General features: G+C 36.8%; 30 protein-coding genes and 1 pseudogene. 15 read left to right on the plus strand and 16 right to left on the minus strand.

Features of this window, described 5'->3' with window-relative positions:
• Positions 1–354 precede the first annotated feature (354 nt).
• The 3 genes from VB694_RS17150 to VB694_RS17160 all read right to left on the minus strand — a co-directional run bounded on the left by VB694_RS17150 (position 355) and on the right by VB694_RS17160 (position 4,231).
• A complete protein-coding gene (locus VB694_RS17150) occupies positions 355–591 on the minus strand; it encodes a hypothetical protein (protein WP_323361546.1) in 237 nt (78 codons plus the stop codon).
• A gap of 286 nt (positions 592–877) precedes the next feature.
• The gene (locus tag VB694_RS17155; protein ID WP_323361547.1) at positions 878–2,377 is read right to left on the minus strand and encodes a pitrilysin family protein; all 1,500 of its coding nucleotides are present in this window, start codon (positions 2,375–2,377) and stop codon (positions 878–880) included.
• A gap of 336 nt (positions 2,378–2,713) precedes the next feature.
• A complete protein-coding gene (locus tag VB694_RS17160) occupies positions 2,714–4,231 on the minus strand; it encodes a pitrilysin family protein (RefSeq protein ID WP_323361584.1) in 1,518 nt (505 codons plus the stop codon).
• 555 nt (positions 4,232–4,786) lie between these two features.
• Here VB694_RS17160 and VB694_RS17165 point away from each other — a divergent pair.
• Positions 4,787–5,401, plus strand: a complete 615-nt coding sequence (locus tag VB694_RS17165) for a TetR/AcrR family transcriptional regulator (protein ID WP_323361548.1) — start codon at positions 4,787–4,789, stop codon at positions 5,399–5,401.
• Between the two features lie 95 nt (positions 5,402–5,496).
• Here the strand turns inward: VB694_RS17165 and VB694_RS17170 are convergent, their stop codons facing one another.
• The 3 genes and pseudogenes from VB694_RS17170 to VB694_RS17180 form a co-directional block, all read right to left on the minus strand.
• Positions 5,497–5,958, minus strand: a complete 462-nt coding sequence (locus VB694_RS17170; RefSeq protein WP_323361549.1) for a DUF4332 domain-containing protein — start codon at positions 5,956–5,958, stop codon at positions 5,497–5,499.
• A 99-nt stretch (positions 5,959–6,057) separates the two neighbouring features.
• Positions 6,058–6,855 carry a PhzF family phenazine biosynthesis protein gene (locus VB694_RS17175; RefSeq protein ID WP_323361550.1) on the minus strand — a complete coding sequence of 266 codons (798 nt, stop codon included), beginning with the start codon at positions 6,853–6,855 and terminating at the stop codon, positions 6,058–6,060.
• An 88-nt stretch (positions 6,856–6,943) separates the two neighbouring features.
• A pseudogene (locus VB694_RS17180) lies at positions 6,944–7,198 on the minus strand (Uma2 family endonuclease); the annotation flags it as partial.
• A 260-nt stretch (positions 7,199–7,458) separates the two neighbouring features.
• Here VB694_RS17180 and VB694_RS17185 point away from each other — a divergent pair.
• Genes VB694_RS17185 through VB694_RS17195 form a run of 3 tightly spaced genes read left to right on the plus strand, consistent with a single transcriptional unit; the run spans position 7,459 to position 8,683 of the window.
• On the plus strand, positions 7,459–7,905 hold the full coding sequence (locus VB694_RS17185; RefSeq protein WP_323361551.1) for a hypothetical protein: 447 nt from the start codon (positions 7,459–7,461) through the stop codon (positions 7,903–7,905).
• A gap of 35 nt (positions 7,906–7,940) precedes the next feature.
• Positions 7,941–8,255 (plus strand): hypothetical protein, encoded by a 315-nt coding sequence (locus VB694_RS17190; RefSeq protein WP_323314590.1) that lies wholly within the window; start codon positions 7,941–7,943, stop codon positions 8,253–8,255.
• A gap of 5 nt (positions 8,256–8,260) precedes the next feature.
• Complete coding sequence (locus VB694_RS17195) at positions 8,261–8,683, plus strand: HNH endonuclease signature motif containing protein (RefSeq protein ID WP_323361552.1); 423 nt, start codon at positions 8,261–8,263, stop codon at positions 8,681–8,683.
• A 60-nt stretch (positions 8,684–8,743) separates the two neighbouring features.
• Here VB694_RS17195 and VB694_RS17200 read toward each other — a convergent pair whose 3' ends face one another.
• The 6 genes from VB694_RS17200 to VB694_RS17225 all read right to left on the minus strand — a co-directional run bounded on the left by VB694_RS17200 (position 8,744) and on the right by VB694_RS17225 (position 10,835).
• Positions 8,744–9,073, minus strand: a complete 330-nt coding sequence (locus VB694_RS17200) for a XisI protein (protein WP_323361553.1) — start codon at positions 9,071–9,073, stop codon at positions 8,744–8,746.
• Positions 9,061–9,477 carry a XisH family protein gene (locus VB694_RS17205; protein ID WP_323361554.1) on the minus strand — a complete coding sequence of 139 codons (417 nt, stop codon included), beginning with the start codon at positions 9,475–9,477 and terminating at the stop codon, positions 9,061–9,063. The genes VB694_RS17200 and VB694_RS17205 overlap by 13 nt, the downstream gene beginning before the upstream one ends.
• Before the next feature lie 151 nt (positions 9,478–9,628).
• Positions 9,629–10,015, minus strand: a complete 387-nt coding sequence (locus tag VB694_RS17210) for a type II toxin-antitoxin system VapC family toxin (RefSeq protein WP_323361555.1) — start codon at positions 10,013–10,015, stop codon at positions 9,629–9,631.
• Complete coding sequence (locus tag VB694_RS17215) at positions 10,012–10,251, minus strand: type II toxin-antitoxin system Phd/YefM family antitoxin (protein WP_323361556.1); 240 nt, start codon at positions 10,249–10,251, stop codon at positions 10,012–10,014. Before VB694_RS17215 ends, VB694_RS17210 begins: the two co-directional genes overlap by 4 nt.
• A gap of 108 nt (positions 10,252–10,359) precedes the next feature.
• Positions 10,360–10,581, minus strand: coding sequence for a type II toxin-antitoxin system HicB family antitoxin (locus VB694_RS17220; RefSeq protein WP_323361557.1), 222 nt, complete (start codon positions 10,579–10,581; stop codon positions 10,360–10,362).
• A complete protein-coding gene (locus VB694_RS17225; protein ID WP_168539221.1) occupies positions 10,578–10,835 on the minus strand; it encodes a type II toxin-antitoxin system HicA family toxin in 258 nt (85 codons plus the stop codon). Before VB694_RS17225 ends, VB694_RS17220 begins: the two co-directional genes overlap by 4 nt.
• Before the next feature lie 224 nt (positions 10,836–11,059).
• Here VB694_RS17225 and VB694_RS17230 point away from each other — a divergent pair, with 224 nt between their 5' ends.
• The gene (locus tag VB694_RS17230) at positions 11,060–12,565 is read left to right on the plus strand and encodes a Shedu immune nuclease family protein (RefSeq protein ID WP_323361558.1); all 1,506 of its coding nucleotides are present in this window, start codon (positions 11,060–11,062) and stop codon (positions 12,563–12,565) included.
• A gap of 1 nt (position 12,566) precedes the next feature.
• Here the strand turns inward: VB694_RS17230 and VB694_RS17235 are convergent, their stop codons facing one another.
• The 4 genes from VB694_RS17235 to ahcY form a co-directional block, all read right to left on the minus strand.
• Positions 12,567–12,707, minus strand: a complete 141-nt coding sequence (locus tag VB694_RS17235) for a hypothetical protein (RefSeq protein ID WP_323361559.1) — start codon at positions 12,705–12,707, stop codon at positions 12,567–12,569.
• A gap of 191 nt (positions 12,708–12,898) precedes the next feature.
• Positions 12,899–13,228, minus strand: coding sequence for a XisI protein (locus VB694_RS17240; protein ID WP_323361560.1), 330 nt, complete (start codon positions 13,226–13,228; stop codon positions 12,899–12,901).
• Positions 13,216–13,632: a XisH family protein gene (locus VB694_RS17245; RefSeq protein WP_323361561.1), complete on the minus strand. Its 417-nt coding sequence runs from the start codon at positions 13,630–13,632 to the stop codon at positions 13,216–13,218. Before VB694_RS17245 ends, VB694_RS17240 begins: the two co-directional genes overlap by 13 nt.
• A gap of 122 nt (positions 13,633–13,754) precedes the next feature.
• The gene (gene ahcY / locus VB694_RS17250) at positions 13,755–15,032 is read right to left on the minus strand and encodes an adenosylhomocysteinase (protein ID WP_323361562.1); all 1,278 of its coding nucleotides are present in this window, start codon (positions 15,030–15,032) and stop codon (positions 13,755–13,757) included.
• A 538-nt stretch (positions 15,033–15,570) separates the two neighbouring features.
• Here ahcY and VB694_RS17255 point away from each other — a divergent pair.
• The 10 genes from VB694_RS17255 (at position 15,571) to VB694_RS17300 (ending at position 26,516) form a co-directional block, all read left to right on the plus strand.
• Positions 15,571–17,130 carry a mechanosensitive ion channel family protein gene (locus VB694_RS17255; RefSeq protein ID WP_323361563.1) on the plus strand — a complete coding sequence of 520 codons (1,560 nt, stop codon included), beginning with the start codon at positions 15,571–15,573 and terminating at the stop codon, positions 17,128–17,130.
• 425 nt (positions 17,131–17,555) lie between these two features.
• Positions 17,556–18,734 (plus strand): hypothetical protein, encoded by a 1,179-nt coding sequence (locus VB694_RS17260; protein ID WP_323361564.1) that lies wholly within the window; start codon positions 17,556–17,558, stop codon positions 18,732–18,734.
• A 39-nt stretch (positions 18,735–18,773) separates the two neighbouring features.
• Complete coding sequence (gene hypF / locus VB694_RS17265) at positions 18,774–21,125, plus strand: carbamoyltransferase HypF (protein WP_323361565.1); 2,352 nt, start codon at positions 18,774–18,776, stop codon at positions 21,123–21,125.
• Between the two features lie 58 nt (positions 21,126–21,183).
• Positions 21,184–21,429, plus strand: coding sequence for a HypC/HybG/HupF family hydrogenase formation chaperone (locus VB694_RS17270; protein ID WP_323361566.1), 246 nt, complete (start codon positions 21,184–21,186; stop codon positions 21,427–21,429).
• A gap of 77 nt (positions 21,430–21,506) precedes the next feature.
• Positions 21,507–22,658: a hydrogenase formation protein HypD gene (hypD, locus tag VB694_RS17275; RefSeq protein WP_323361567.1), complete on the plus strand. Its 1,152-nt coding sequence runs from the start codon at positions 21,507–21,509 to the stop codon at positions 22,656–22,658.
• 24 nt (positions 22,659–22,682) lie between these two features.
• On the plus strand, positions 22,683–22,898 hold the full coding sequence (locus tag VB694_RS17280; protein WP_190557505.1) for a tautomerase family protein: 216 nt from the start codon (positions 22,683–22,685) through the stop codon (positions 22,896–22,898).
• Positions 22,899–23,041: 143 nt separating this feature from the next.
• Entirely contained in the window at positions 23,042–24,145 is a 1,104-nt protein-coding gene (gene hypE, locus VB694_RS17285; protein WP_323361568.1) for a hydrogenase expression/formation protein HypE, read from the plus strand.
• 138 nt (positions 24,146–24,283) lie between these two features.
• Entirely contained in the window at positions 24,284–24,625 is a 342-nt protein-coding gene (gene hypA, locus VB694_RS17290; RefSeq protein WP_323361569.1) for a hydrogenase maturation nickel metallochaperone HypA, read from the plus strand.
• The gene (gene hypB / locus VB694_RS17295; RefSeq protein ID WP_323361570.1) at positions 24,616–25,419 is read left to right on the plus strand and encodes a hydrogenase nickel incorporation protein HypB; all 804 of its coding nucleotides are present in this window, start codon (positions 24,616–24,618) and stop codon (positions 25,417–25,419) included. Before hypA ends, hypB begins: the two co-directional genes overlap by 10 nt.
• 287 nt (positions 25,420–25,706) lie before the next feature.
• Positions 25,707–26,516, plus strand: a complete 810-nt coding sequence (locus tag VB694_RS17300; protein ID WP_323361571.1) for a DUF928 domain-containing protein — start codon at positions 25,707–25,709, stop codon at positions 26,514–26,516.
• The last annotated feature ends 118 nt before the right edge of the window (positions 26,517–26,634 follow it).

Consider the following 26,634-nt stretch of genomic DNA (forward strand, 5'->3'; position numbering starts at 1 on the left):
AGTTCAGAACCAGCAGCGTTTAATTCAGAAAGTTTGATATTTGCCATGATTTCCTCCTAAAAGACGTGACTTGTTTTCAGTGATTAGAGTTGAACAGTTGAGTTGTCGTTTCCTTAACTGTTACTACTATTTTTATTTAAAGAATTTCCAAAAATCAAGGCTTTGAACACTATTTACAAGACAGAAATAACGGTTTTTTGTCTTTTTATGGACTGGTATTTTGCAAATTAAATTAAAAATTGGATATCTAAAAAAAAGTGCTTTGATTAAATATCAAAACACACTTTACAACTTAGATAATTTTCCTGATTTAGTTGTCAGATTATGCCGGGTATCAGTCTTCACAGACAGATATTAAAATTCAAATTCTTGCTGCAAAAGGGCATAATTTTTATTTAACTCTTCCTGCCAGGAATCAATCCTAGCATCTACTGATTGCAGTCCTGTGGATGAGTTCCTGCGCTCACGTGAAATTGGTTCTCTTCTTCTTCTGATACCACCCTGGATATTATTCATATCTTCAGAATTTAGGTCATTGAGAATTTCTGTGTCAATACTAGGTTTTAGGTCATCAATTCTTATGCTTACCATTTTGCCACCTCCCTAAATACATTTTTGCTGGTAATTGATTGAAAAATTGTCAAAATTTTAAAATCCTGTTCTTATATTTTCAATTAGAACCAGATTAAGTCAAGGTTTTGAGAACTATTTTCCAGACAGAATTTAAGGAGTTTTGTCTGTGAAACTAATAATTTTTTAGAAATGCAAGTTTCTATGAATAAAGGCGCAGTTATTCCTGCCTATACCATAAAAAACAAAATTCCCGACTTTTGTAAGAAGTCGAGAATCTAAACTGCAAATAGTTGGTTTTATGGTTTTATTTCTGTGCTTGGTTTTGAGAACCAGGGATAGTTACATCTATTGGTGTCACCGTAGCTGCTAACTGGGTTAATGGTGGTTTAATAGCGGTTTGATTTCCTACTACTAGGGTGACGAGATTTTCTGGTTTGAGGTATTTTTTCGCTACTCTCTGCACATCTGCTGCTGTGGTTGCGGTGACAGCTTTTTGATAACGAAACAGAAAATCAGCGGGATAACCATAATATTCATAACGCATCAACCGGGATAAAGTTTGGCTGGGGTCTTGAAAATTGAATACAAAAGAATTTAGGGTAGATTCTTTGGCATAATTTAATTCTTTTGCTGTCACCCGTTGATTTTGGATCCGTTTAATTTCGGTTTGCAAGGCGTTCACAAACTGTACTGTAGCATCAGAACGGGTTTGTCCGCCGGCGATGAACATTCCTGGATAATCGAAACGGGGACTCCAGGAACCATATACAGAATAAGCTAAACCTTGACGCGATCGCACTTCATTAAATAAGCGTCCCCCAAACCCATTTAACACTCCATTCATCACATCTAAGGCTGCATAGTCAGGATTATCAAACTTTCCGCCCAGATGTCCCATGAGAATGTTACTTTGGGTAAGTTGGGGTTGGTTGACAAAAAATACACCACCTAAATTAGCTGGTGACACTTCAGGTAATTGAGTTTTAGCGATTTTGGGGTTAGGTTTCCAGTCACCTAACTTAGTTTGAATGAGCGATCGCATTTTTTGGGGGTTAAAATCGCCTACAATTCCCAAAATCATATTATTGGGATGAAAATATTGCTCGTAGAATTTCTGTACATCCTCACGGTTAATTTTATCCAAAGTCGCATATTCTACTGTGCGAGCATAAGGGCTATCCTGTCCATAGATTAATTTTCTAAATTCCCGACTGGCAATACTGCTAGGATCATCATTGCGACGAGCAATACCACCCTTAGCTTGAGTTTTAATCAAATCTAACTTTTCTTGAGCAAAGGCTGGTTCTCGCAACACCTCCGCAAACAACCCAAACACCGTTTCTAAATCTTCAGTCAAACTATCAAAACTAGCACTACCAGCAGCTTCAGCAATATCGGTTTCTACAGATGCGGCTTTTTGTTCTAATATCTCATTTAATTGATCAGCCGAATGCTTGAGAGTTCCCCCTGTCCGCATCAGTGAACCAACAACATCAGCTAACCCGGACTGCTCACCTGCTTCCCAACGGCTTCCGGTTTTGACAAGTGTTGTCCCACTTACCAAAGGTAACTCATGATCCTCCATCAAATAGACAACCAAGCCGTTATCTAGTACAAACCGTTCATATTTAGGTAGCTTAATCTCCGACACAGGCGTAAACTGTAAATCGGTGTAATGCTTTGCTGCGGCTGTCGCTACCCAAGAAAAATTAAAAGTCAACAGACAAGCCACAACCAAAGCGGAAATAAACCGCCAACTCTTAGAAAACTTCAGTGAAAACTTCAATTTCTTAACCTTCACCATTTTTTTATTTCTATCCTCTATTTTTTAACAGGGAACAGGGAACAGGGAACAGGGAACAGGGAACAGGGAACAGGGAACAGGGGGGGAGATGGGGAGATGGGGAGATGAGGAGATGAGGAGATGGGGAGATGGGGAGAAATATTTACCTTCTTCCCCCTGCCTCCTGCCTCCTGCCTCCTGCCTCTTGCCTCTTGCCTTTTGCCTTTTGCCTTTTGCCTTTTGCCTCTTGCCTTTTGCCTCTTGCCTTTTGCCTCTTGCCTTTTGCCTTTTGCCTCTTGCCTCCTGCCTCTTGCCTCCTGCCTCCTGCCTCCTGCCCTTGCCTCTTGCCTTTTGCCTTTACCTGTTCCCTGTTCCCTGTTCCCTGTTCCCTGTTTTTGACAACAACTTACCAACGGTACGATTTTCCGGGGTAAAAGTTGTCTGTGCTACCCGTTGAATATCAGCAGGTGTAACTGCGGCGATATTATCCAACTGTTTAAACAAATTCCGCCAAGAGCCGGTTTTTATTTCATATTCCAATAAATTTTGTGCCATACCCATATTGGAGTCGAGACTACGCAATAAACCCGCCCTGGCTTGGGTTTTCACACGCTGTAATTCTGTTGCGGATACAGGTTGTGTTTTCAATTTTTCAATTTCTTTACCGAGAGCGATCGCTAAATCATCAACTGTATGACCTGGAGCCGTAAGGGCATAAAATAACATCAAATTGGGGTATTTATCACCGGGGAAGCCGCTAATACCCTGAGCAGCTAACGCTATCCGCTGTGTTTCTATCAAAGACTTATACAGTCGTGAAGTGCGTCCATCACTCAATAAACTGCCAATGATGTCATAAACTGCATTATCAGCATCGGTGATACCTGGACGGTGATAACCTTCAAAATACCAAGGTTGAGAAGCTAGTTCTAAAGTAACTTCCCTGGTTGCGGTTTGTTTTGGTTCTGGGGTAATTTTTGCTTGTGCTTTGGGTTTAGCTGGATATCTTCCAAAGTAAATTTTGGCTAATTTTTTGACTTCATCAGGGTTAACATCACCAACAACAGCGATGGTTAAATTGCTGGGGACATAGTAATTCTCAAAAAACTGCTTGACATTTGCTGGTGTTAAGTTGCGGATATCTTCGTCATAACCTATTACTGGTCTTCTGTAGGGATGAACTTTGAAAGCAGTATCCACAAATTTTTCCACCATTGAACCGACGGGAGAATTATCAACTCGCATCCGTCGTTCTTCCAAAATTACATCTTTTTCTTTATAAAATTCTCGAAATACAGGATCTAAAAATCGCTCTGACTCCAAAGACATCCACAGTTCCAACTTATTAGCAGGAAAACTATAAAAATAACGGGTAGCTTCGCTGGAAGTAGTGGCGTTTAAACCGACACCCCCCGCTTGCTCAACAATTTTGCCCATTTCATTTTGCTTAACTAGCTTGACTGCTTGAGCTTCTACTAATTTAAACTCGGTTTCCAACTTTGCTAAGTCGTCTTTTTTGTTTTTGGCTTTAGCCGTTCTAATTTGAGTATCTAACTGTTCTAAGCGGTCTAGTAGTGGTTTTTCGGCTTTGTAGTCGGTTGTACCAATCCGTCTTGTCCCTTTAAAAGCCAAATGTTCTAAAAAGTGTGCTACTCCTGTTTGTCCATCTGGTTCATCTATGCCCCCAACATCAGCATAGGTGAGAAAGGAAACCACTGGCGCTTGATGTCGTTCTAAAACAATGAATTTCAAACCATTATCGAGGCGAAATTCTGTTAACTCCTTAATTACCCGATCTAAATAAGGTTGAATAGAAGTTTGGCTGGGTTGCAGTGCTATAGCGGCTTGGGGAGTGAAACCCAAACAAAATATCATCAACGCCAAAGCAACTGACAACAGACGAGTGCCAAAATGGGAAAAAGGCGATTGGAAATCGCTACTACACAAACGAAGTCTACCTGCGTGGACTGGGGAATAATCTGCTGTTTCTAACCCACGTAGGTGGGTTTTGTCTGTGTAGCTGTGATTTCCAATCGCTTTGTTTAACCTTAACCAATCCAAAATCGAATGTTTCATAGCAAAAATTAAAGAAAAAGGCGATTGGAAATCGCTACTATACAAACGAAGTCCACCTGCGTGGACTGGGGAACAATCTTCTGTTTCTAACCCACGTAGGTGGGTTTTGTCTGTGTAGCTGTGATTTCCAATCGCTTTGTTTAACCTTAACCAATCCAAAATCCAAAATCCAAAATCCAAAATCGAATGTTTCATAGCAAAAATTAAAGTAAATTTACACTACTTGAGAATTGTGTTGATTAGCAAACAAAGCGTTAATCTTGTATTAAGCTTTTTGTGTTTTTTGGATTTGATGTTAGACAATATTGCTACAATTCGTGTTCCTGAAATACAGCAATAACTACTATAACCACTATGCGAATTTTTAATTCTCCCCAACCCGCAGAGACTCAAACCCGTGACCGGATTCTTCAAGCTGCACAGCGGTTATTTGCATCTCAGGGATTTGATGGTACAACAACACGTGATTTAGCACAAGCAGCAGGTGTGGCTGAGGGTACTCTGTTTCGCCATTTTGCCAATAAAAAGGCGATTTTGGTAGAGGTGGCGACTAGTGGCTGGGTGGATATTCTCACAGATTTACTCACAGAATTGAGTGAAATGGGTAGTTATAAGGCTGTAGCCCAGGTAATGCGCCGCAGAATGTGGAATATGCACAAAAATGTGGAAATAATGCGGGTTTGTTTCATGGAAGTGCAGTTTCATCCAGATTTGCGCGATCGCATTCAAACCGAAGTGATTGATAAAATGACCGATGTCGCTGAAGCATTCTTTCAAACGGCAATGGATAGAGGAATCTATCGCCAGATGGATGCCAAATTAGTGGCTAAGGTGTTTTTAGGAATGTTTGCGATCGCAGGTTTTTCTGATAATACCCTCCTTGAACCTAATGCGTCTCCCCAAGAAATGCAAGCAATGGCCGAAGGACTGGCTGATATTTTCTTAAACGGTGTGTTAGCTAAGGAGTAGGGACTGGAGACTGGGGAGAATCAAGTCAAAAGTCAAAAGTCAAAAGTCAAAAATTCTGTTCCCTGTTCCCTGTTCCCTGTTCCCTTCTTTCCCAATTACCAATTACCAATTACCTTCGCTTGTTGACTCCATTGTTGCACCAACTCAACTGCTGGACACAAATCACGACGCTGGAATGTTGCTACTTGCAAACGCATAATTTGTTTGTGTAATCTGTGAGTGGGAATTTCCCCTAACTGCGTCACCGAAATCACACCAGCATGAAGTAATAAACCACAATATTGAGTTCCCACACTGGGAAGACGTGCGAGATCCGCCAAAGCTATCCATTTACTCACATATTGAAGATTTACTTGTAATTTACTGGCTAATACAACTCGTGCTTCTGGAGTTTTTCCTTGTTTGACTAAATCTCCTGTAGTCTTAATATCACAACTTTGTAATTTTAAAAGTTCCTCTTGACTTAATCCTGGTAATTTTTCAATCGGCCAGTCACAAGCTTTCAAGATGCTTTTACTAATGTTACTACTTTTAATTTTTATCTGTTTCGTGTTCATTACTGCCTTTTAGTAAATTGCAACTGTCAGAATCAGGATGTCCAGGATTTAAGGATGAACAGGATAAAAATAGTAATTTCATCATCCCCTGTTTACTGTCTACCTATCACCTAATAACTCACCTCGCATTACAGTTATAGCTTGTCCCGCTAGAAAAACGCGATTTTCCCCTGGATAATTAACCTTAACAACACCACCCCGACTAGAAGCTTGATAAGCTAAAAACTCATCTTTTTTCAACCTTTCGCGCCAAAATGGTGCTAAACAACAATGTGCTGCACCAGTCACCGGATCTTCATCAATACCCAATCCAGGGGCAAAAAATCGTGATACAAAATCATATTTGGAATCACCAATACTCGTCACAATCACATTCTGCATCGGTAACTTTTTCATCTGTTGAAAATTCGGTTGCATTTCTCGCACCAAGTCCGCAGATTCAACTTCTACTAAATAACCCAAAGAATTTTGATAAACTGATTTATAAGGTACTCCTAAAATTTCACTCAATTCTGTTGGTGCTGCTATGGGTTGAGAGTGATTGACGGGAAAATCTAACTCAATCCAATGTATTCGCAATTTGGCAATTAATACCCCACTTTTAGTATAAAATCGGGCGACTTCATCTGGTAATAAATGCCCTTCTGTCCATAATACATGGGCGCTGGCTAAAGTTGCATGACCACAAAGGGGAACTTCTACAGTTGGTGTAAACCAACGCAAATTAAAACCGTCATTTTGTTTGCTTAAAAAAGCAGTTTCTGATAAGTTCATCTCTTGGGCGACTTTTTGCATCCAGTCGTCAGGTTGGGGAGTTGCTAATACACAAACTGCGGCTGGGTTGCCTTTAAATGGTGTATTGGTGAAAGCATCAACTTGGATAATTTTTTGGTTCATAGGAGGGTAAGAAGTTAAGATTTAGCTCACGCAGAGACGCAGAGACGCAAAGGAAGAGAAGTATCTTTCTATTCTTCAACAAATAATCTTAAAAAGCAACATCTTCATAAACATCAGTTAGAGGACAAGAAAAATTCACACTGGTTAATTCTAATTGTTGATTTCCTCTATAGCTATAAAGAACCCATCTTCCTTCAGAATTGCGCCGAAAACAGTCAACTCGTTGGCGATTTTGACTAACTAAAACATATTCTTGTAAAGTGTCTAATTCTTGATAATCATTAAATTTATCCCCTCTATCTAAGGCTTCTGTAGAAGGTGATAAAACTTCAATAATTAAACTCTCCTGCTGCTACTTGGTGAAGATAGCTAGTGAGGTTTTTTTGGATTTCATCAATGGTTATGGTTAGCATGAGATGATTGTTTAGGAATGTTTATATTATAGCAATTTTTAAGATTTTTTTTATTTCACGCAGAGACGCAGAGAACGCAGAGGAAGAATTGCAAGAACAAAGGTTTTTGTAGTGTTACCTATTGACAAATGATAATAGTACGTAATATCATATTCAGATTAAGTCAGCATTTCTTGAAAACGCAGGTATCATGTCAATTGCAATTTTTAGCAATGCTTACTCAGATGAGTTAGTGACAGCTACTGAGTTAAATCGTCAACCTGGAAAGGTTTTAGATAAAGCTTATGAACACCCAATTACTATTACTAGAAATGACCAATCTTTTGCGCTGTTGCGTCGTGAAGATGTGGCTTATTTAGTGAAAGGGGTAACACAAAGTAAGGCTGTTTTTGAGGTGTTATCGGTGGCGTTTCGGTTGTTGTTGGGTCAAGAAATTGGTTATGAACATCCTTATGGATGGTTGCGGGTTTTTGATGCAGATGAATTGCAAGATTTTATTAAAGAAGTGAGTGAGGCTTTTCGTTTAACTGATACTTCTAATCAGGCTTGGGATTTGATTGATGCTACTATTCATGAATGGCATGAAAGTGCGATCGCAATCACCAGTCCTGATCTAACAGCAGCTTTTAAAAAATAAGTTATAATAGCAACAAACAAATTCTATAAAAACCTATGCCTACTCAAATTAATGCTCCTCCTGCGGTTGATTATGCACCTCTGGAATTACAAGGGGAATTAATCGCTATGCAAGAATTAACAATTGAGGAATTATTAACTATTGCTCAAAGTCAAATTCCAGAAAGTCAGCAAGAATTACATTTTCAACTTTTAGAAAAAAATCAAAATAATCAATTAAGTGAATCTGATAGATTATTGTTGAAATCGTTGCGAGTGAGTGCTGATTATTTAATGTTAAAAAAAGCTTATGCCTATGCACTTTTAAAGTGGCAAGGTTTTTCTCTTCCAGATTTTGAGCAATTAGTATAATACCAGTGTCATCTATTTCTAAATCTCTTCGTCAACAAGTTATTAATGAGGCTGGCTATAGATGTGAATATTGTCGCACTTCTAGCTGTTTAACAGGTATGCCTTTAGTTATGGATCATATTTTACCTAGTTCATTGGGGGGAAATGATGAGCGAGAAAATTTATCTGCTTGTTGTTATCGTTGTAATGAGTTTAAAGGAGCAAAGATAACTGCTAATGATCCTGTAACTAATGAATCTGTATCTTTGTTTAATCCTCGTCTACAAAGATGGTTAGATCATTTTCAATGGGCAAATGGTGGTACTCATATTATTGGGATAACTGCTATTGGCAGAGGTACGGTTTTAGCTTTACGATTAAATAATGAGGATGTTGTCCAAGCTAGGGCAATTTGGATTAGTTTAAGTTGGCATCCTCCTGATGATTAATGATGGGGATTTTTGGGGTTTTTATCTCACGCAAAGACGCAAAGGAAGAATACAAAAAATTTAACCCACTGCAAAACCAGTAAATTCCCTCACAAAAGGAGATTTAAAACCTAAAACGATATCGGTTTTTGGTACTCCTAATTCTACTAGTTCACTAGCTACACCTTCTTCAGTTAAATCTCTCTGAATCCAGATTTTTTCATTGATAATATCTACATGAATAACTGTACCATAAGCCCTTTCGTTATTGTGCCATCCTACATGAACTACTAAATAACTATTTCTTTCACTATCAAAAATTAACTCCTTTTCTGTTCCTTCTGATCTATGATTTTCGGTATGTCTTGCTAACACGGTTTTTACTAATTCAGGATAATTCATTCCTTCCATAAAACAATCTCCTGTTTAATAATTTCAAAAATCAATAATTTTAATTTATGTTCAGCAATTATTTCTTGAATAAACGGAATTAGAAAAAACTCTTTGTATACGTCATTACCAATTGCTAAATATAAGATACGGTTGGGTTCTTTTTTTCTTAAAACAGTACGATAATTAAGTGTTTGTCCTAAAGCTGTATGAAATTCAGTAACTTCAGATTGTCCTAAAAAAGATTTTACCTCAACTGCTATTTTTTGACCTTCTTTTTCTGCTCCTAAAAGTCTTTCTGCTCCTAAATCAATTCTAAAGTCAAGACCATCTACTGTAAATGATAAAGGATCATTAGTAATTAACCAACCATCTTTTTCTAAAGCTAACCTAACTGCATTGTGAAAAAAATCTTTTGCTGACATAAAAAGTTAAAGTGATATTTTATCTTAAATTATACCTGATTTTTTAAGTAATTCCTTTATATTATATGCGTAGGTTGGCGTAGGCAGTAGCAACCCAACATGGTAACATTATAAAGGTGTTGGGTTTCGTTGCTCAAGCTAACCTAAATAACTAATATAAAACATTGATAGAATAGGCATGAATAGCTGAGTCTAAAGTTACGATTGTCATATTATTTTGTAATGCTTGACAAATTAAAATTCTATCAAAAGGATCACGATGTAACAATGGCAGATTTACAAGTTGAGCAATAGTTTCTTCATCAAGATTGAGACTGTTAATTAGGTGCTGTTGACGCTGTTTAGGAAGGTATATTTCCGGTGATGCTGGTAAGGGTAATTTACCTAATTGATATTTTACAGTTACTTCCCACACAGAAATACAACTTAAATAGACATCGTTGTTTAAATCACGAATACTATTTTGTAAATGAATCGGTAATTTTACATCACCGCTAATAAACCATAGAAAAATATGGGTATCTAATAATAATTTCATTTACCCTCAAAACTATTCAAAATTTCATCAGGTAAGGGAGCATCAAAATCATCTGGAACAGTGAACTCTCCAGCACATAAACCATAAGGTCTGAGTTGTGGAGATGTGGGGGAAACTGGTTTTATTTCTGCTATTGGTTGACCTGATTCGATGATAATTATACTTTCTCCTGCTGCTACTTGGTGAAGATAGCTAGTGAGGTTTTTTTGGATTTCATCAATGGTTATGGTTAACATGAGATGATTGTTTAGGAATGTTTCTAGTATAGCAATGATCAAGATTTTTTTATTTTATGTAAAAAGGCAAAAAAATCTAAACCGATGCAAAACCAGTAAACTATAAAGTTATGAAGCTATTTGATAAATTACAGGTTTATATCTTGCTTCGGGAATGGGTTTACCTGCTATTTCCGCAGCTTCTAACCAAGCAGCTTTGGCTTTTAGAACTTCTTGCAGTGCTTCTTCTTCAGTTAAACCAAATCCTGAACAATATTTTAAATCAGGAATATCAGCAATATAACCTTCATCTTCTTGACTGTAGAAAATATTAATGTGATACTGCTTCATTGTTCATCCTCTAAAGTGAGTGCATATTCTTCAATCAAAATCAAAAATTGACGAACCTGATAAGGAATAGCTTTACCATTGCGATTTTGTAAGTTAATAAGTTCGGGGATAGTTGGATGAGTAAAAATGTGATGACTACCGTTGATACGTGATAACGAAAAACCAAAGGCTTCAACTAAAGTCACTAAATCATCAAATTGAAGATTTTTAGATCCTGAAAGAACTTTCTCCAGTAATTTACGCTTTTTTGACATTACTTTATTTTATCATTGTTTTACATTAAATTCTATCCTAATTTCATTATTCTTTACCTAGTAATAATTCGTAGGTTGGGTTAAGCAAAGCGCAACCCAACGCAATAAAATTATCAAAATGTTGGGTTTCGTTCCTCAACCCAACCTACATAACTATCGGTTTGTGGTAATTGAGTGATATATGATATACTGAACTGTGATGTAACAGTAAAGGATAAAAATGCATGAATATGGACAATAATACTATTCCCCCCGTTGATTACGCACCTCCAGAATTGCAAGGTGAATTAATCGCTATGCAAAAATTAGAAACTAAAGAATTATTAGAAATTATTAATGGTAAATTTCCAGAAATTCAAAAAGAATCTCAGTTATCCCTATTTTCTGATCATTTAAATAATCAGCAAAGTGAATCTGAGAAAAATAATCAACTCAGTGAATCAAATAAATTTTTAATTAAACGAGCTTATGCTTTTGCACTTTTGAAGTATAGAAATCATCCCATAGAAACTAAGCTAACTGGCAAAAATAAAAACAGACAAAATAAAGATTATCTTGATTTTATACCAGTATGGACTAAATTAATTGTCTCTCTAAATTCTACCACTGATGATAAAACTTTAAATGATACTCTTTCTAAGTTTGATTGTGTGGTGGGAAATCCTCCATTTCAAACTAAAACGCATCAATGTGCAGAATTAATTTTACTAGATGATTTAAGACTTAATAAAGTTAGTAATAGATTAGCGAGAAATTGTCAATGCTTTATTCCTGCACTACATCAGATATCTAATAGTGTAAATAATGCAGCAGGTGATATATCTGAGAAATTTGAAGTACATCGTACCAGTCATACTAAAGGTGTATTTAAAACTGTATTTATGAAAAATGTTGAGCATACTTGGGAAGCATTAGAGATACCTAGAGATCGAATAAATCCCTCTGGAAATATCAGCAATTTAACAACTAAATTAAACAAAAAAGTTGATTCTCCAGGTGAATTTAATAGAATCTTAGAACTATTGATAACATCAAGGGAAATGTCAAAAATTATAGTAGATATTCTAGAAAGTAAACCAGAAAATGAACGAGATATTGAAGTTCAAAAATTACTTAACAGAATAGTAGCAGTAGATAATCTCAAAAATATTCTTGAAACATGGAAAGATAATAAAAATAATTCCTCTGAGGAATTTTGGCATAAATTTTTTGAAGAAAACTCAATTATACTTGGACAAGTATTTTCTATACCAGTTACTATTCTTGGCTCTAAAGCTTATGTGGGTGGTAAAGGAATAGATAACAGGGGCGGTAAAGTCATTGACTTTATTATGGTTAATAACCTAACAAGAAATGCAGCATTGATAGAAATTAAAACTCCTAATACACAACTTTTAGGAAGTGAATATAGGTCAGGAGATTATGTAATTTCTAGTGAAATATCTGGTTCTGTAAGTCAATTATTGGCCTATCAGGATGAGTTGAATAAGAGTTATTATATGCTTTCCAATTCAAATCGAAAAAAACAAGAAGATTCCGAGGAAGAATTAAATGTTTTTAACCCTAAGTGCATCCTAATTGCTGGTAATGCAAAACAAGAATTATGTAATAACGACAAAAAGCAGTCCTTTGAACTTTATCGTTCTAATTTTCAAAGTGTACAAATTGTTACTTACGATGAAGTTTTTGAAAAATTAGATACTTTAGTTAATCTTTTAGAAAGTAAATAATTTACAAATCTTCCTCTTTGTTTTTGAGTGAATTTTTTTTGATTTGTTGAATTATTTCTTCTTGTTCTTGTGCAGGAAGTTGTAAAACAAGATTAAGAATTTGCTCAAAGGTTAAAGGAAGTGGGTATGTTTTTTGTGTCATGATGGTATAGATTTTTAATAGAGAAGCATGGTGTGGTTATAAAATCAATATTTTCTATCTTAGATTATACCTAACTTCTTAACTAATACCTTCTTCCTTCGTGTTCTTCGTGTCTTCGTGGTTTGTTAAAAAAAGGGATAAGCAAAACGCCTATCCCCAAAAAATCAAGTTATCAAAATTGAATAAAAAATCTAAACCGACGCAAAATCAGTAAATTGTCTCACATAAGGTGATCTAAAACCTAAAACAATATCAGATTTCGGAACACCTAATTCTACCAACTCATTAGCTACTCCTTCCTCTGTAAAATCACACTGTATCCAGATTTTTCCATCCTTAATATCAACATGAATAACCGAACCATAAGTCCGTTTTTCACCTTCCCAACCTAGATGAATTACTAAATAGTGATTTTTTTGATCATCAAATATTAATTGTATTTCCGTTCCCTTAGCTAAATGACTTTCTGTATGTCTTGCTAATACTGTTTGTACTAATTCAGGGTAATTTATTCCTTCCATAAAACAATCTCCTCCTTACTAATTTCAAATATCAATAATTTTAATTTATATTCAGCAATTATTTCTTGAATCACAGGTATCAGAAAAAAAGCTGTATAGATTTCATAACTAATTGCTAAATATAAAATACGATCAGGTGCTTCTCTTCCTAAAATATAACGGTAATTAAGTGTTTGTCCTAAAGCTGTATGAAATTCACTAATCGCTGATTTTCCCAAAAAAGATTTTATTTCAACTGCTATTTTTTCTCCTTCTTTTTCTGCTGCTAGAAGTCTTTCCGCTCCTAAATCAAGACGAAATTCTATAGTATCTACTATAAATCTTAAAGGATCGTCAGTAATTAACCAACCATCTTTTTCTAAAGCTAACCTAACTGCATTGTGAAAAAAATCTTTTGCTGACATACAAACTTAAAACAACACCCTTCATCCCATTATATCCTCTCTCTGCGTCTCTGCGCCTCTGCGAGAGAAAAAAAAGGGATAAGCCCAAAAGCCTATCCCCAAAAAATCAACTAATTAATGATTTACGTTCCAGACTGCCAAGAATTGATATAGTCAATTTGATCGGCTGTCAAACTATCAATGAAAATGCCCATAGCTTGCAACTTCAAGCGAGCAATTTCTTCATCTACTTCTCTAGGAATAGAGTGCAAACCAGCAGCTAAACTACCCTTATTCTTCACCAGGTATTCAACGGCTAAAGCTTGGTTAGCAAAACTCATATCCATAACTGCGCTGGGGTGTCCTTCAGCCGCAGCCAAATTAATCAAACGTCCTTGTCCGAGTACGACAACGGATTTACCATTTGTCAACTTATACTCTTCAGTGAAAGGACGGACATCCTTGATTTCCTTAGCATTAGCGGCTAAGTATTTCAAATCAAGTTCCAAATCAAAGTGACCAGAGTTACAAACGATCGCACCGTCTTTCATCACATCGAAGTGTTCACCCCGAACGACGTGCTTGTTACCTGTGACAGTAATGAAGATATCACCATGAGGTGCTGCTTCTGCCATTGGGAGGACGCGGAAACCATCCATAACGGCTTCAATTGCCTTGATGTGGTCAATTTCGGTAACGATGACATTTGCACCCATGCCACGGGCGCGGAGGGCTGTACCCTTACCACACCAGCCATAACCGACAACTACAACAGTTTTACCAGCTAACAAAATATTTGTAGCGCGGATAATCCCGTCTAAGGTAGATTGACCAGTACCATAGCGATTATCAAAGAAGTGCTTGGTGTCTGCGTCGTTGACGTTCATCGCGGGGAAGGTGAGAACGCCTTCGTTAAACATGGCGCGTAACCGCACGATACCGGTGGTGGTTTCTTCGGTACTACCAATTAAATCAGCTATTTGATTTTGACGATGTTGAACTAATTCTGCTACCACGTCGCTACCGTCATCAACAATGATGTTGGGGCGATGATCTAATGCTATTTGCACGTGGCGGCTATATGTAGCGGCATCTTCGCCTTTTTGAGCAAATACGGAAATTTCATGATCAGCTACAAGACTTGCAGCTACGTCATCTTGAGTTGATAAGGGGTTACTGGCAATTAAAACTGCATCAGCACCACCGGCTTTCAAAGCGATCGCTAAATGTGCAGTTTCTGTGGTGACGTGGGCGCAAGCTGAAATACGCAATCCAGCAAAGGGCTTTTCTTTCTCAAAGCGATCGCGGATTTGCTTCAATACGGGCATTTCTCGTCCAGCCCATTCAATGCGTTGTCTTCCCAAGGGAGCGAGTCCGAGGTCTTTAACCTCGTGCTTTAATCTGGGAGTTGTTGCGGTCATGAAAAATTATCCTCTAAAAAACAAAAAAGGTTTACTCCTCATCTTGTACCAGGCGATTATAAATCGCATCTACACAGGCAAAACCCACCTATGTGGGTTCAGATTTGCCATTAGTCCGCGTAGGCGGACTTTGTTTGTATAGCCCAGAATTCTATTCTGAGGACAAGGTGCAAGATATAACTCTAGAAACCTTCACGTACTGTAACAACATTTTCTCACAAGTGGCAAATTTTCGCTGTAATTGCCGCATCAGGGAGGATGTGATAGATAAAAAGCGAGAATTTACCAATCACCATTTTTATCCAAGTTGTCATTTTTTCCTAATCTCTGCTATTAGTATTATGAACAGATGGGCTATTCATGACTATCAACAGATTTTATCTATCTTGAGATAGAAATAAAGGTCATTTAAGGGAGATTTGACCAAAGATAGATAATATAAGGGATGTATTGATAATAACCTTATGATTACCCAAAAATAGATTTTCTTTAAGGAGGTTTTTGAGTGCATTTAAAATTTTTGGCGATAGCAGTTTCAATGGCTGTTACCGTTGTTTCTGTTCCAAAAGCTACAGCCCAGATTCCTCTTTTACCTTACTTACAAACTCCTAGCAGTGTGAGTAATACTTCCGAAAATCAAACAGTTTCCGAATGGATTTATTTAGATGGTCGTCCCCTATTTCGGATTGCAGCATCGAAAAACGATCTTTCGGAACGGTTAGAAAATATTCAACGTAATTTACAGCAAATTAACCAAGATTACTTTCGTTCATCTACGGAAGAACTGAATGTACAGATCCGCCGAGTCAACGATTTACCAGTAATTTATGTTAATGACAAATACCTGATGACTATTAATGCTGAAGACGCTAAATTACGTCAGGTAGATTCTGTAACGATGGCCAATCAAATCGCCGGAGATTTGCAGAAAGAGTTGGGAAAAGCTAGGGAAGAACGCCAAACTTCATCTTTAATATTCCAAGGTAAAAATGCTGGTGGTATCGCTATAGCAATGATTTTGTCAAGTCTATTAATATATCGTTATCAACGCCGTTCTCAAAAGGACGATTTAGAACCGATTTCCCCCAGTGAAGAAATAGATCAACCGATTACAACCCAACTAAATCAACAGAAACATCAACATTTAGCAGAAGTTAAAAAACGTCTATTTCAATTAACTCAAACAGGTATTTGGGGAAGTGGAAGTTTTGTGATTTTGGGTTTATTTCCCTACACGCGAGCATTACAAATTGCTCTGCTTGTAGTTGCCCAAATTCCTATAAAAGTAGGTATTGTGGTCTTAGGAACTTACGTAGCAATTCGCTTTAGTTATGCTCTAATTGACAAATTTACCACGACTCTAATTAGCGGTGGAGTTTTATTAAATTCAGAAACTTCTGAACGGATGCAATTGCGAGTTTCCACATTTTCAGGAGTGACAAAAAGTATCACGACTCTTATTTGGATAGGAGTTGGTATTTTGCTAACTTTGATTTCTTTAGGTATAGATATAGTTCCCTTATTAGCGGGTGCTGGTTTAATTGGTGTGGCTGTATCTCTGGCTTCTCAGAACTTAATTAAAGATGCCATTAACGGCTTTTTAATTATTCTAGAAGATCAATATGCCCTTGGCGATGTGATTACTGTGGGAGATGTGGGCGGTTTAGTTGAAAACCTCAATTTGCGGATGACTCAAGTTCGAGATGCGGAAGGACGTTTGATTACAATTCCTAACAGTGAAATCAAAGTAGTTGCTAATCTTTCTAGTCGTTGGTCACGGGCTGATTTAACTATTCCAGTTTCCTACCAAGCCAATATTGATGACGCTTTGAAATTAATTACAGATGTGGCTTTAGAAATGAATCAAGAACCTTTTTGGAAGCGGCAAATTGTGGAAAAACCCAGTATTTTGGGAATTGATAATTTTGGCGATCGCGGTATGATGATTCGTGTCTGGATTAAAACCCAACCTCTTAAACAATGGGATGTCGCTAGAGAATATCGTCGTCGTCTCAAAATCGCCTTAGATCAAGCCGGAATTAACATTCCCATACCTCAACAATCAATCTGGGTTAATAATGCTAATTTGCTGAGTTAAGGGAAAATAGGCACACATATAGCTAGTACAGGTTAGCGGAAGTCAAAATGCAAGAATTCAGGTGAGGCGATAAAATCCCCGACTTCTAAGGTCAATTTATCATTTATGGACACAATAAATAAAAGAAGTCGGGGATCTGCGTATGAAAGATTGCTATAGCTGAATACTTACATCAAAATTCAAAAGTCACAAATAATAGGTCGTCAGCTTTTTAACGATTGAGAATGGTCTTTTCCTGAAATTTGGCAATTATTGTAGTGCGGACAAGATGCCCGCTAATCGTTTCAATTACTCATATTAAATTTACTTTAACTAAAATTGCCATTATCAATACATATTTATATCCAAAAATATTTTTTAATAATTAAGCCCCAAAAACTTGATCTAATTAATTACACCTTTATCCAATAAATTCATCATAAATAATGACTTTGATACCCAAAACACACATTGAAAAACCTCCTTATTTACCCCTATCTTCCAACAGGGCAGAAATAATATTAGGAAACAATATTACACCCGAACAAATAGCCATACCTATTGCACCAACTCCCTCTACAATGTTCGGACCCCGTGCAGCTTGTTTACTATCACCAACAGGACCATTATGGGTAGCAGATACGGGACATCATCGCTTATTAGGATGGCGAAATTTACCTACCAAAGATCATCAACCTGCTGACTGGGTAATGGGACAACCTGACTTTTTTCATGAAGGACAAAATGCCAAAGATACGCCAAGAAAAAATACATTTAGTGTACCTACAGGTATTTGTAAATGTGGTGATGGTTTAGCCGTTGCTGATGCTTGGAATCATCGAATTTTAATTTGGTATTCTGTCCCAGAAGATAGCAATATTCCAGCAGATTTAGTATTAGGACAAAGCAACTTTATTGATAATCAATCTAACCGGGGGAGTCAACAAGCAGCAGCAAATACTTTACATTGGCCTTATGGTATCTTTTATTATCAAGGTAAGTTATTTGTAGCTGATACCGGAAACCGTCGTTTATTGATTTGGCATCAATTACCCACAGAAAATGGACAACCTGCGGATGTCGTTTTGGGACAACCAGATATGATATCTCGTAATGAAAATGGTGGTGGTTCTCCCACTGCTGCTAGTATGCGTTGGTGTCATGATATCACCCTTTGGGAAGATAATTTAGTTGTCACAGATGCAGGTAATAACCGAGTGATGATTTGGGAAGGAATACCAACAGAAAATAATGCCCCTTGTGCAGTGGTTTTAGGGCAAAAAAACTTTAATTGTGTGGAATTAAATCAAGGAGTTTATTTCCCTAGTTGTAGTAGTTTAAGTATGCCTTATGGGGTAGATATTTGGGGAGATTGGTTAATAGTTGCCGATACAGCTAATTCTCGTTTGTTAGGATGGAAGAAACGTGAATCTATTTTATTATTGCAGGGTGCAGATGCTGATGGTGTTATTGGACAAGATAGTTTTATTAGTAAAAGTGAAAATAAAAATTTTGGTTTACCGACTAGGGAAAGTTTAAATTGGTGTTATGGAGTTAAGGTTTGTGAGAAAAATGTGGTAGTTTCTGATTCTGGAAATAATCGGGTTTTGATTTGGAAGTTTTAATTATCTCACGCAGAGGCGCAGAGACGCAGAGGAGGAAGGATGAGAATGGAGGAAATTAGAGTTCGTGGTACTGTTCAAGGTGTGGGTTTTCGTCCTACGGTGTATCGTTTGGCGAAAGTTTACGGGTTAAAAGGTGAGGTTTATAATGATGGTGAAGGTGTTTTAATTCGTGTTGCTGGAAGTGCGGAAAAAATTACAGCTTTTGTAGATAAGTTGTATGAAGAATGTCCACCTTTGGCGAAAATTAATGAGTTGGTGAGAAGTCAATATTTGGGTGAGTTTGATTTTGATGATTTTGTGATTTCTCACAGTGTTAATAGTGTGATAAAAACTGAAATCTCTGCTGATGCGGCGACTTGTTCTCACTGTCAAAAGGAGATTTTTGATCCTTTTAGTCGTTATTTTCGTTATCCGTTTACAAACTGTACTCATTGTGGACCACGTTTGAGTATTATTCGCGCTATTCCTTATGATAGAAATAACACCAGCATGGTGAAGTTTCCGATGTGTGGAGAGTGTGAAAAAGAATATCAAGATGTGGAAAATCGGCGTTTTCACGCCCAACCCGTAGCTTGTTTTACCTGTGGACCTCGTGCATGGTTAGAAAGGGCTGATGGTAAACCTGTTATTGCTGATATGTTTTCTATGTTAGATGATGTTGATGCTGTTTGTACTTTATTACAAAAGGAAAATATTGTTGCTATTAAAGGTTTAGGTGGTTTTCATTTAGCTTGTGATGCAACTCAAGAAAATGCAGTGATAAAACTTAGAAATCGCAAACAACGTTATCATAAACCTTTTGCTTTAATGGCTAGAGATATTAATATTATTTCTGAATATTGCTATATTAATGATTTAGAAAAACAATTATTAAGCAGTCCCGCTGCACCTATTGTTTTATTAACCTTAAAACCAGATAAGAAATTACCCTCTTCCATAGCACCAGGACAAACTACTCTGGGATTTATGTTACCTTATACGCCTTTACATCATTTAATTCTCAGGAGAATGAAGAATCCCATAGTATTAACTAGCGGGAATATTTCTGATGAACCACAATGTATAGATAATGAAGATGCTAAAAATAAATTATCGAAAATAGCAGATTATTTTTTATTACATAATCGAGATATTGTTAACCGTGTTGATGATTCAGTTGTGAGAGTTATTGATAATAAAATACAAACCCTCAGACGTGCGAGAGGATATGCACCAGCACCGATTAGTTTACCATCAGGATTTGAGAAAATCTCGCTGATTTTAGCAATGGGTAGTGAGTTAAAAAATACCTTTTGTTTATTAAGAGAAGGTGAGGCAATTTTATCACAGCATTTAGGAGATTTAGAAAACGCTGCTGCTTTTCATGCTTATCAAGAAACATTGAACTTATATCTTAACTTATTTGCCCATCAGCCAGAAATAATTGCTATTGATAAACATCCAGAATATCTATCATCTAAACTTGGTAAAGAACTAGCAACAGCTAATCAAATTAAATTAAATGAAATTCAGCATCATCACGCCCATATTGCTAGTTGTATGGCAGAAAATCAAATTCCCTTAAACTCAAAACCAGTTTTAGGAATAGCCTTTGATGGTTTAGGCTATGGTGGAGATGGCACATTATGGGGAGGAGAATTTTTACTAGCTGATTATTGCGAATATCAAAGATTAGCGACATTTAAACCTATACCGATGATAGGAGGAGAACAGGCAATTTATCAACCTTGGAGAAATACCTTCTCCCAATTAATTAATGCTTATACTTGGGAAGAAATCACCGAAAAATACAAAGATTTAGAAATAATCAAATTTTTAGAGACTAAAAAACCCAAACTACTTAACCAAATCATAGAAAAAGGTATTAATTCACCCTTAACATCATCAGTAGGCAGATTATTTGATGCAGTTGCAGCCGCCATAGGTATTTGTAGAGAACAATGTACCTATGAAGGACAAGCAGCCATAGAAATGGAAGCAATAGCAGACCTAAATATATTAAACAATGATAAAGAAACTCTAAATTATTTCTTTAAATTTGAAAAATCAGCTAATATCTATTATATAGATACATCTTGCACATGGAGACAAATACTCAATGATATTAAACAGCAAATTTCACCATCAGAAATAGCTGCAAAATTTCATAAAAGTTTAGCCATATCCATAGTCACAATAGTCAAAAAACTCAGACAAGAACATCAATTTGATCATGTAGCCCTAACAGGAGGAGTATTTCAAAATCGAATTTTATTAGAACAAGTAAAAATGCGATTAGAGAAATCAAAAATCAATGTATTAACTCATAGTAAAGTACCTGCAAACGATGGCGGTTTATCACTAGGACAAAGTGTAATTGCTGCCGCTAAATACTTAAAAAAAATCACATAAAAACCTCTGTGTCCTCCGTACCTCTGTGGTTAGTAAATCTTAAAAAAGGAAAACCAAAATGTGTTTAGGAATACCCGGACAAATAACAGAAATAACCAACATAGAACATAAACTAGCAATGGTTAACATTGGGGGAGTCAAGCGCCAAATCAACATAGCTTGCATCGTCGATGAACAACACCCACCCGAAAAATGTATAGGAGACTGGGTACTAGTTCATGTTGGTTTTGCCATGAACAGAATCAACGAACAAGAAGCCGCAGAAACATTAAAACTATTGCAAGAAATAGCAGCCTTACATTAATTATCTGTGTTCATCTGCGTTTAACTTATACTGCTTTTTGCTAATCCAAAATCTAAAATCTAAAATCCAAAATTGATATGAAATATGTAGATGAATTTCGCAACCCCGAAAAAGCCCAAGCCTTACAAAAAGAAATAGCCAAACTCAGCCGACAACTAGACAAACACCTGAAAATAATGGAAGTATGCGGTGGTCATACCCATTCTATTTTTAAATACGGAATCGAAGAAATATTACCCGATAATATCGAACTAATTCATGGTCCTGGTTGTCCAGTTTGTGTGATGCCTAAAGGTAGAATAGATGATGCGATCGCAATTTGTCAAAACCCCAACATCATCTTTACCACCTTTGGCGACGCAATGCGCGTACCCGGTTCAAAAACTAGCTTATTGCAAGCAAAAGCCCAAGGTGCAGATATTCGCATGGTTTATTCACCCTTGGATAGCCTTAAAATAGCCAAAGAAAACCCCAATAAAGAAATAGTATTTTTCGGTTTAGGCTTTGAAACCACCGCCCCCAGTACCGCTTTTACCATCCTCCAAGCAGCCGCAGAAAATATTACTAACTTTAGTATGTTTTCCAATCATGTATTAGTAATTCCTGCACTCCAAGCATTATTAGAAAACCCAGATTTACAACTTAATGGATTTGTTGGTCCTGGTCATGTAAGTATGGTCATAGGTACAGAACCTTATGAATTTATTGCCCAATCATATCATAAACCAATCGTTATTTCTGGTTTTGAACCATTAGACATCTTCCAATCAATTTGGATGTTGTTAAAACAAATAGTAGAAAATCGTTGTCAAGTTGAAAATCAATATAATCGTTTAGTTGAACCAGCCGGAAATCAAAACGCAATAGCAGCCATGAATCAAGTTTTTACAGTGCGTGAAAAATTTGAATGGCGAGGTTTAGGAGAAATCCCCAATTCCGGGTTTAAAATCCGCGAAGAATACGCCCAATTTGATGCTGAAGCTAAATTTATTATTCCTAATTTAAAAGTAGCCGACCATAAAGCCTGTCAATGTGGAGAAATTTTGAAAGGAGTTTTAAAACCTTGGCAATGTAAAGTATTTGGAACAGCTTGCACACCAGAAACACCCATAGGAACTTGTATGGTTTCCTCCGAAGGTGCTTGTGCAGCATATTACAAATATGGGCGACTTTCAACAATGGCGAAAAGAGATAAATCAGGTGTATCGACCGAACCTCTATCAGTCTAAATCGCACAATGTGAGGATAATTTTATGCCTTTTGTTACTGTTCAAATTGGAAAAGGTCACTCCATAGAAAAAAAGCGGAAATTAGTCCAAGCAGTCACTGATGCTTTGGTTTCTGCTTTAGGAACTAAACCTGAGTGGATAACTGTTCATATTGATGAATTTGAACGGGAAAATTGGGCTGTTGGTGGTGTTTTGCATTCTGATAAACACGCCGGCAGGCATGAAGAAACTGGGAGGTAATTTGTAGGGTGCGTTAGCGTAACGCACCAATTAGATTTTCTCACGCAATCTCTCTTAGAGATCCCGCAGGGTAGACGCAAAGACGCAAAGGAAGAAAAGAAAGGTTTTTAAGTTAAGAAGTTTATAAGATGAAGATGTTTAATATGGAAGTTTACAAAAATCAGGAAGTTCAAAATCCTCTATTTCAAAAAATAGAACAAGTCCGCCGTCGTCCAGGTAAAGTCAGAGATACACATATTAATTTATCTCATGGTAGCGGTGGTAAGGCTATGCGTGATTTAATTGATGATGTATTTGTTAAAAGTTTTGATAATCCTATTCTTTCCCAATTGGAAGACCAAGCCACATTTGATTTAGCCAGTCTTTCTCAACATGGAAATAGATTAGCATTTACCACAGATTCCTATGTTGTAGACCCCTTATTTTTCCCTGGTTCAGACATAGGAGAATTAGCAGTTAATGGTACAATTAATGATTTAGCTGTCAGTGGTGCAAAACCTTTATATCTTACCTGTAGTATGATATTAGAAGAAGGGTTACCAGTAGAAACATTACGCCGTGTAGTTTCCAGTATGCAAGTTGCAGCAAAAAAAGCCGGAGTGCAAATAGTCACAGGTGACACAAAAGTTGTTAATCGTGGTTGTGCTGACAAACTATTTATAAACACAGCGGGAATTGGGATAATTCCCCCAAATATTGATATTTCTCCCCGCAACATTCAACCAGGAGATGTGGTAATTATTAACGGTGAAATCGGAAATCATGGTACAGCCATATTAATTGCCAGAGGAGAATTAGCATTAGAAACAGGTATAGAAAGTGACTGTCAACCATTGCATGAATTAGTAGCTGAAATTATCAAAACTTGTCCCCAAATTCACGCCGTGCGCGATGCAACCAGAGGAGGTTTAGCCACAGTATTAAATGAATTTGCCCAAACAGCTAACGTAGGAATACGCATCAATGAAAATGCAATTCCTATCAGAGAAGAAGTAAATGGAGTATGTGAAATATTAGGTTTAGAACCATTATACTTAGCCAACGAAGGCAAACTAGTAATAGTTGCACCTTCAGAAAAAGCTGATCTAATTTTAGTAACAATGCAAAATCATCCAGCAGGAAAACAAGCAGCTATCATCGGTGAAATTATCCCCACACCACCAGGAATAGTCCTCTTAAAAACAGCCTTCGGTGCAGAAAGAATAATTGATATGTTAGTAGGTGATCAACTGCCAAGAATATGTTAAAAGTCAATATTAAAGATCCCCGACTTCTAACTCAATTTGTGAATAAAATTGTAAGTTAATGCAAGAAGTCGGGGATCTAAACAACACTTCTTCTCTCTGCGTCCTCTGCGTCTCTGCGGTTAGTTAAAATTAAACATAATGCACGAACTAGGAATAACCCAAAACATCATCGCCATAGTTAGCGAAAACGCCCAAAACAAAAAAGTGCAAAGAGTATTATTAGAAATTGGCAAACTTTCCGCCATTATGCCCGATGCCATAAAATTCTGTTTTGATATTTGCGCCCAAGGTACAATAGTAGAAGGGGCAACTTTAGAAATACTAGAAATACCAGGAATGGCTAGATGTCGTCAATGTAGTACAACTTTTTATGTAGATAAACCCTTTGGTATTTGTGAATGTGGTAGTGTGCAGTTAGATATAATTACTGGTGAAGAATTAAACATTAAAGAAATTGAGGTGGAAGAATTATGTGTGTAACTTGTGGATGTACAGACGATAATGAAACAAAAATTACTAGTTTAGAAAATGAGCATCATCATACTCACATCTTACCTGATGGGACTGTAATTACCCATGCTCATCATCATGAAGAAGCGCCAAAAATCCACGCTAAAATTCATAACACTACTATATCTTTAGAACAGGAAATATTAGGTAAAAATAATTTATTAGCAGCCCAAAATCGTGGTTGGTTTAAAGGTCGAAATATCCTGGCTTTAAATTTAATGAGTTCTCCTGGTGCGGGGAAAACAACTTTATTAACTCGCACTATTAATGATTTAAAGGACAAGTTGAATATTAGTGTCATTGAAGGAGATCAAGAAACTACTAATGATGCGGAAAAGATTAAAGCAACAGGCTGTAAAGTGGTACAAATTAACACGGGGACAGGCTGTCATTTAGACGCATCAATGATAGAAAGGGGTTTACAACAACTCAATCCGCCATTAGATTCTGTGTTGATGATTGAAAACGTCGGTAATTTGGTTTGTCCGGCTTTATTTGACTTAGGAGAACAGGCTAAAGTTGTAATTTTATCAGTGACTGAAGGGGAAGATAAACCGATTAAATACCCCTATATGTTTCGCAATAGTGAAATTATGATTTTGACAAAAATTGATTTGTTACCCTATCTCCAGTTTGATATCCAACGCTGCATTGAATATGCAAAACAGGTAAACCCACAAATCCAGATTTTTCTAGTTTCTGCTACTACTGGTGAGGGTTTGGATCATTGGTATGCTTGGTTAAATCAAAATATCTCAAAATAGATCAAAAATTCAATTCAAAGCTTTGTAGAGAGGTTGCCGAAAATACTTCTGCAAATCTGCATTAAATCCCCGATTTCTTGAAGAAATCGGGGATTTATTTCTTATCCCCTTTTTTTAGAAGGTTTGCGGGAATATACGGAAATTTCTGGAAAAGCCTATTGATCCGGTGTAGACTAAATTACCCAAGTTTAAGATAAAGTTAGTAACAAATCCTACGCTTGATTTGTTGCCATCAAGAGCTTTGGTTAGTAATGTAAGATATATAACATTAATCAAACCTAGTCTATATGCCTATAAAAATTCCTGCTTTTTCGGCAAAAACCTGCACTTTGAGTATTTTCACGGCAATGCTGATGATTCCTATTTTACCAACTCAAAGTAGCGCCCAATTATTCCCAGGATTGCAAGTAAGCCTTAAATTCCCACCAGTAGAAGATTTGGGAGCGCCAACGCGAACTTCAGGAGCGGGTTCACGGGGACCTGCTTGTGGGAATGAGAACTTCAATGCTGAATTAATGACAACAAGTAGTGATGAGATTAAAATACCTCTAACTGCTTTGACTCCAGAAAATAATGTTTTGACAACAGTGGCTCTGGACCCAACAGTGTATGTGTATATTCCTCAAGCTGTTGATAAGCAAGCTGAATTTCGTCTAATTGACATCCAATCAGAAAAAGTTGTTTATAAAACAATCTTTCCATTGGTGAATACTCCTGGGATAGTGACAATAAATATACCAAAAACTGTCAAAATTAAAGCGCGTAATACTTATCAATGGCAGGTGTTAATTATCTGTAGTCCTGAAGATAGAGAAGCAGATAAAGTCGTTGAGGGTTGGCTTTTGCGAACTCCCTTAACTTCAGTACAAGAGGCTAGAATAAAACTGGCAAAAGAAGATTCTCTAGAACAGGCAAGATTGTACTCAGAATATGGGATTTGGAATGAAGCGATGATGATTATCGATCAGCTGCGAGAAAGTAATCCCCAAGCAAATTTAGAATGGGTAGAGCTTTTAAGCTCTGTGAAATTGGAACATTTGGCAAAAATTCCTGATTCTGATTGCTGTCAAGTTTCTTCTTCCCCTGCTACACCCTAGAATTAGTCTTTCAGGAGTGCTGAGTGCAATTAATTTTACTTTTTACTCAGCACTATTTCGGTGATTGATATCACTGCAAAAACTACTATAGGACTCATATTTGAATTTTGAAAAAATC

Source organism: Anabaena sp. UHCC 0451, from assembly GCF_034931405.1.
In the GTDB taxonomy this organism is placed as follows: domain Bacteria; phylum Cyanobacteriota; class Cyanobacteriia; order Cyanobacteriales; family Nostocaceae; genus RDYJ01.

What these genes read in the sequence shown, in the direction of transcription:
- VB694_RS17150 (WP_323361546.1), bottom strand. Translation starts at nt 591, where the DNA reads ATGGTAAGCATAAGAATTGATGACCTAAAACCTAGTATTGACACAGAA.
- VB694_RS17155 (WP_323361547.1), bottom strand. Translation starts at nt 2,377, where the DNA reads ATGGTGAAGGTTAAGAAATTGAAGTTTTCACTGAAGTTTTCTAAGAGT.
- VB694_RS17160 (WP_323361584.1), bottom strand. Translation starts at nt 4,231, where the DNA reads ATGATATTTTGTTTGGGTTTCACTCCCCAAGCCGCTATAGCACTGCAA.
- VB694_RS17165 (WP_323361548.1), top strand. Translation starts at nt 4,787, where the DNA reads ATGCGAATTTTTAATTCTCCCCAACCCGCAGAGACTCAAACCCGTGAC.
- VB694_RS17170 (WP_323361549.1), bottom strand. Translation starts at nt 5,958, where the DNA reads ATGAACACGAAACAGATAAAAATTAAAAGTAGTAACATTAGTAAAAGC.
- VB694_RS17175 (WP_323361550.1), bottom strand. Translation starts at nt 6,855, where the DNA reads ATGAACCAAAAAATTATCCAAGTTGATGCTTTCACCAATACACCATTT.
- VB694_RS17185 (WP_323361551.1), top strand. Translation starts at nt 7,459, where the DNA reads ATGTCAATTGCAATTTTTAGCAATGCTTACTCAGATGAGTTAGTGACA.
- VB694_RS17190 (WP_323314590.1), top strand. Translation starts at nt 7,941, where the DNA reads ATGCCTACTCAAATTAATGCTCCTCCTGCGGTTGATTATGCACCTCTG.
- VB694_RS17200 (WP_323361553.1), bottom strand. Translation starts at nt 9,073, where the DNA reads ATGGAAGGAATGAATTATCCTGAATTAGTAAAAACCGTGTTAGCAAGA.
- VB694_RS17205 (WP_323361554.1), bottom strand. Translation starts at nt 9,477, where the DNA reads ATGTCAGCAAAAGATTTTTTTCACAATGCAGTTAGGTTAGCTTTAGAA.
- VB694_RS17210 (WP_323361555.1), bottom strand. Translation starts at nt 10,015, where the DNA reads ATGAAATTATTATTAGATACCCATATTTTTCTATGGTTTATTAGCGGT.
- VB694_RS17215 (WP_323361556.1), bottom strand. Translation starts at nt 10,251, where the DNA reads ATGTTAACCATAACCATTGATGAAATCCAAAAAAACCTCACTAGCTAT.
- VB694_RS17220 (WP_323361557.1), bottom strand. Translation starts at nt 10,581, where the DNA reads ATGAAGCAGTATCACATTAATATTTTCTACAGTCAAGAAGATGAAGGT.
- VB694_RS17225 (WP_168539221.1), bottom strand. Translation starts at nt 10,835, where the DNA reads ATGTCAAAAAAGCGTAAATTACTGGAGAAAGTTCTTTCAGGATCTAAA.
- VB694_RS17230 (WP_323361558.1), top strand. Translation starts at nt 11,060, where the DNA reads ATGAATATGGACAATAATACTATTCCCCCCGTTGATTACGCACCTCCA.
- VB694_RS17235 (WP_323361559.1), bottom strand. Translation starts at nt 12,707, where the DNA reads ATGACACAAAAAACATACCCACTTCCTTTAACCTTTGAGCAAATTCTT.
- VB694_RS17240 (WP_323361560.1), bottom strand. Translation starts at nt 13,228, where the DNA reads ATGGAAGGAATAAATTACCCTGAATTAGTACAAACAGTATTAGCAAGA.
- VB694_RS17245 (WP_323361561.1), bottom strand. Translation starts at nt 13,632, where the DNA reads ATGTCAGCAAAAGATTTTTTTCACAATGCAGTTAGGTTAGCTTTAGAA.
- ahcY (WP_323361562.1), bottom strand. Translation starts at nt 15,032, where the DNA reads ATGACCGCAACAACTCCCAGATTAAAGCACGAGGTTAAAGACCTCGGA.
- VB694_RS17255 (WP_323361563.1), top strand. Translation starts at nt 15,571, where the DNA reads ATGGCTGTTACCGTTGTTTCTGTTCCAAAAGCTACAGCCCAGATTCCT.
- VB694_RS17260 (WP_323361564.1), top strand. Translation starts at nt 17,556, where the DNA reads ATGACTTTGATACCCAAAACACACATTGAAAAACCTCCTTATTTACCC.
- hypF (WP_323361565.1), top strand. Translation starts at nt 18,774, where the DNA reads ATGAGAATGGAGGAAATTAGAGTTCGTGGTACTGTTCAAGGTGTGGGT.
- VB694_RS17270 (WP_323361566.1), top strand. Translation starts at nt 21,184, where the DNA reads ATGTGTTTAGGAATACCCGGACAAATAACAGAAATAACCAACATAGAA.
- hypD (WP_323361567.1), top strand. Translation starts at nt 21,507, where the DNA reads ATGAAATATGTAGATGAATTTCGCAACCCCGAAAAAGCCCAAGCCTTA.
- VB694_RS17280 (WP_190557505.1), top strand. Translation starts at nt 22,683, where the DNA reads ATGCCTTTTGTTACTGTTCAAATTGGAAAAGGTCACTCCATAGAAAAA.
- hypE (WP_323361568.1), top strand. Translation starts at nt 23,042, where the DNA reads ATGGAAGTTTACAAAAATCAGGAAGTTCAAAATCCTCTATTTCAAAAA.
- hypA (WP_323361569.1), top strand. Translation starts at nt 24,284, where the DNA reads ATGCACGAACTAGGAATAACCCAAAACATCATCGCCATAGTTAGCGAA.
- hypB (WP_323361570.1), top strand. Translation starts at nt 24,616, where the DNA reads ATGTGTGTAACTTGTGGATGTACAGACGATAATGAAACAAAAATTACT.
- VB694_RS17300 (WP_323361571.1), top strand. Translation starts at nt 25,707, where the DNA reads ATGCCTATAAAAATTCCTGCTTTTTCGGCAAAAACCTGCACTTTGAGT.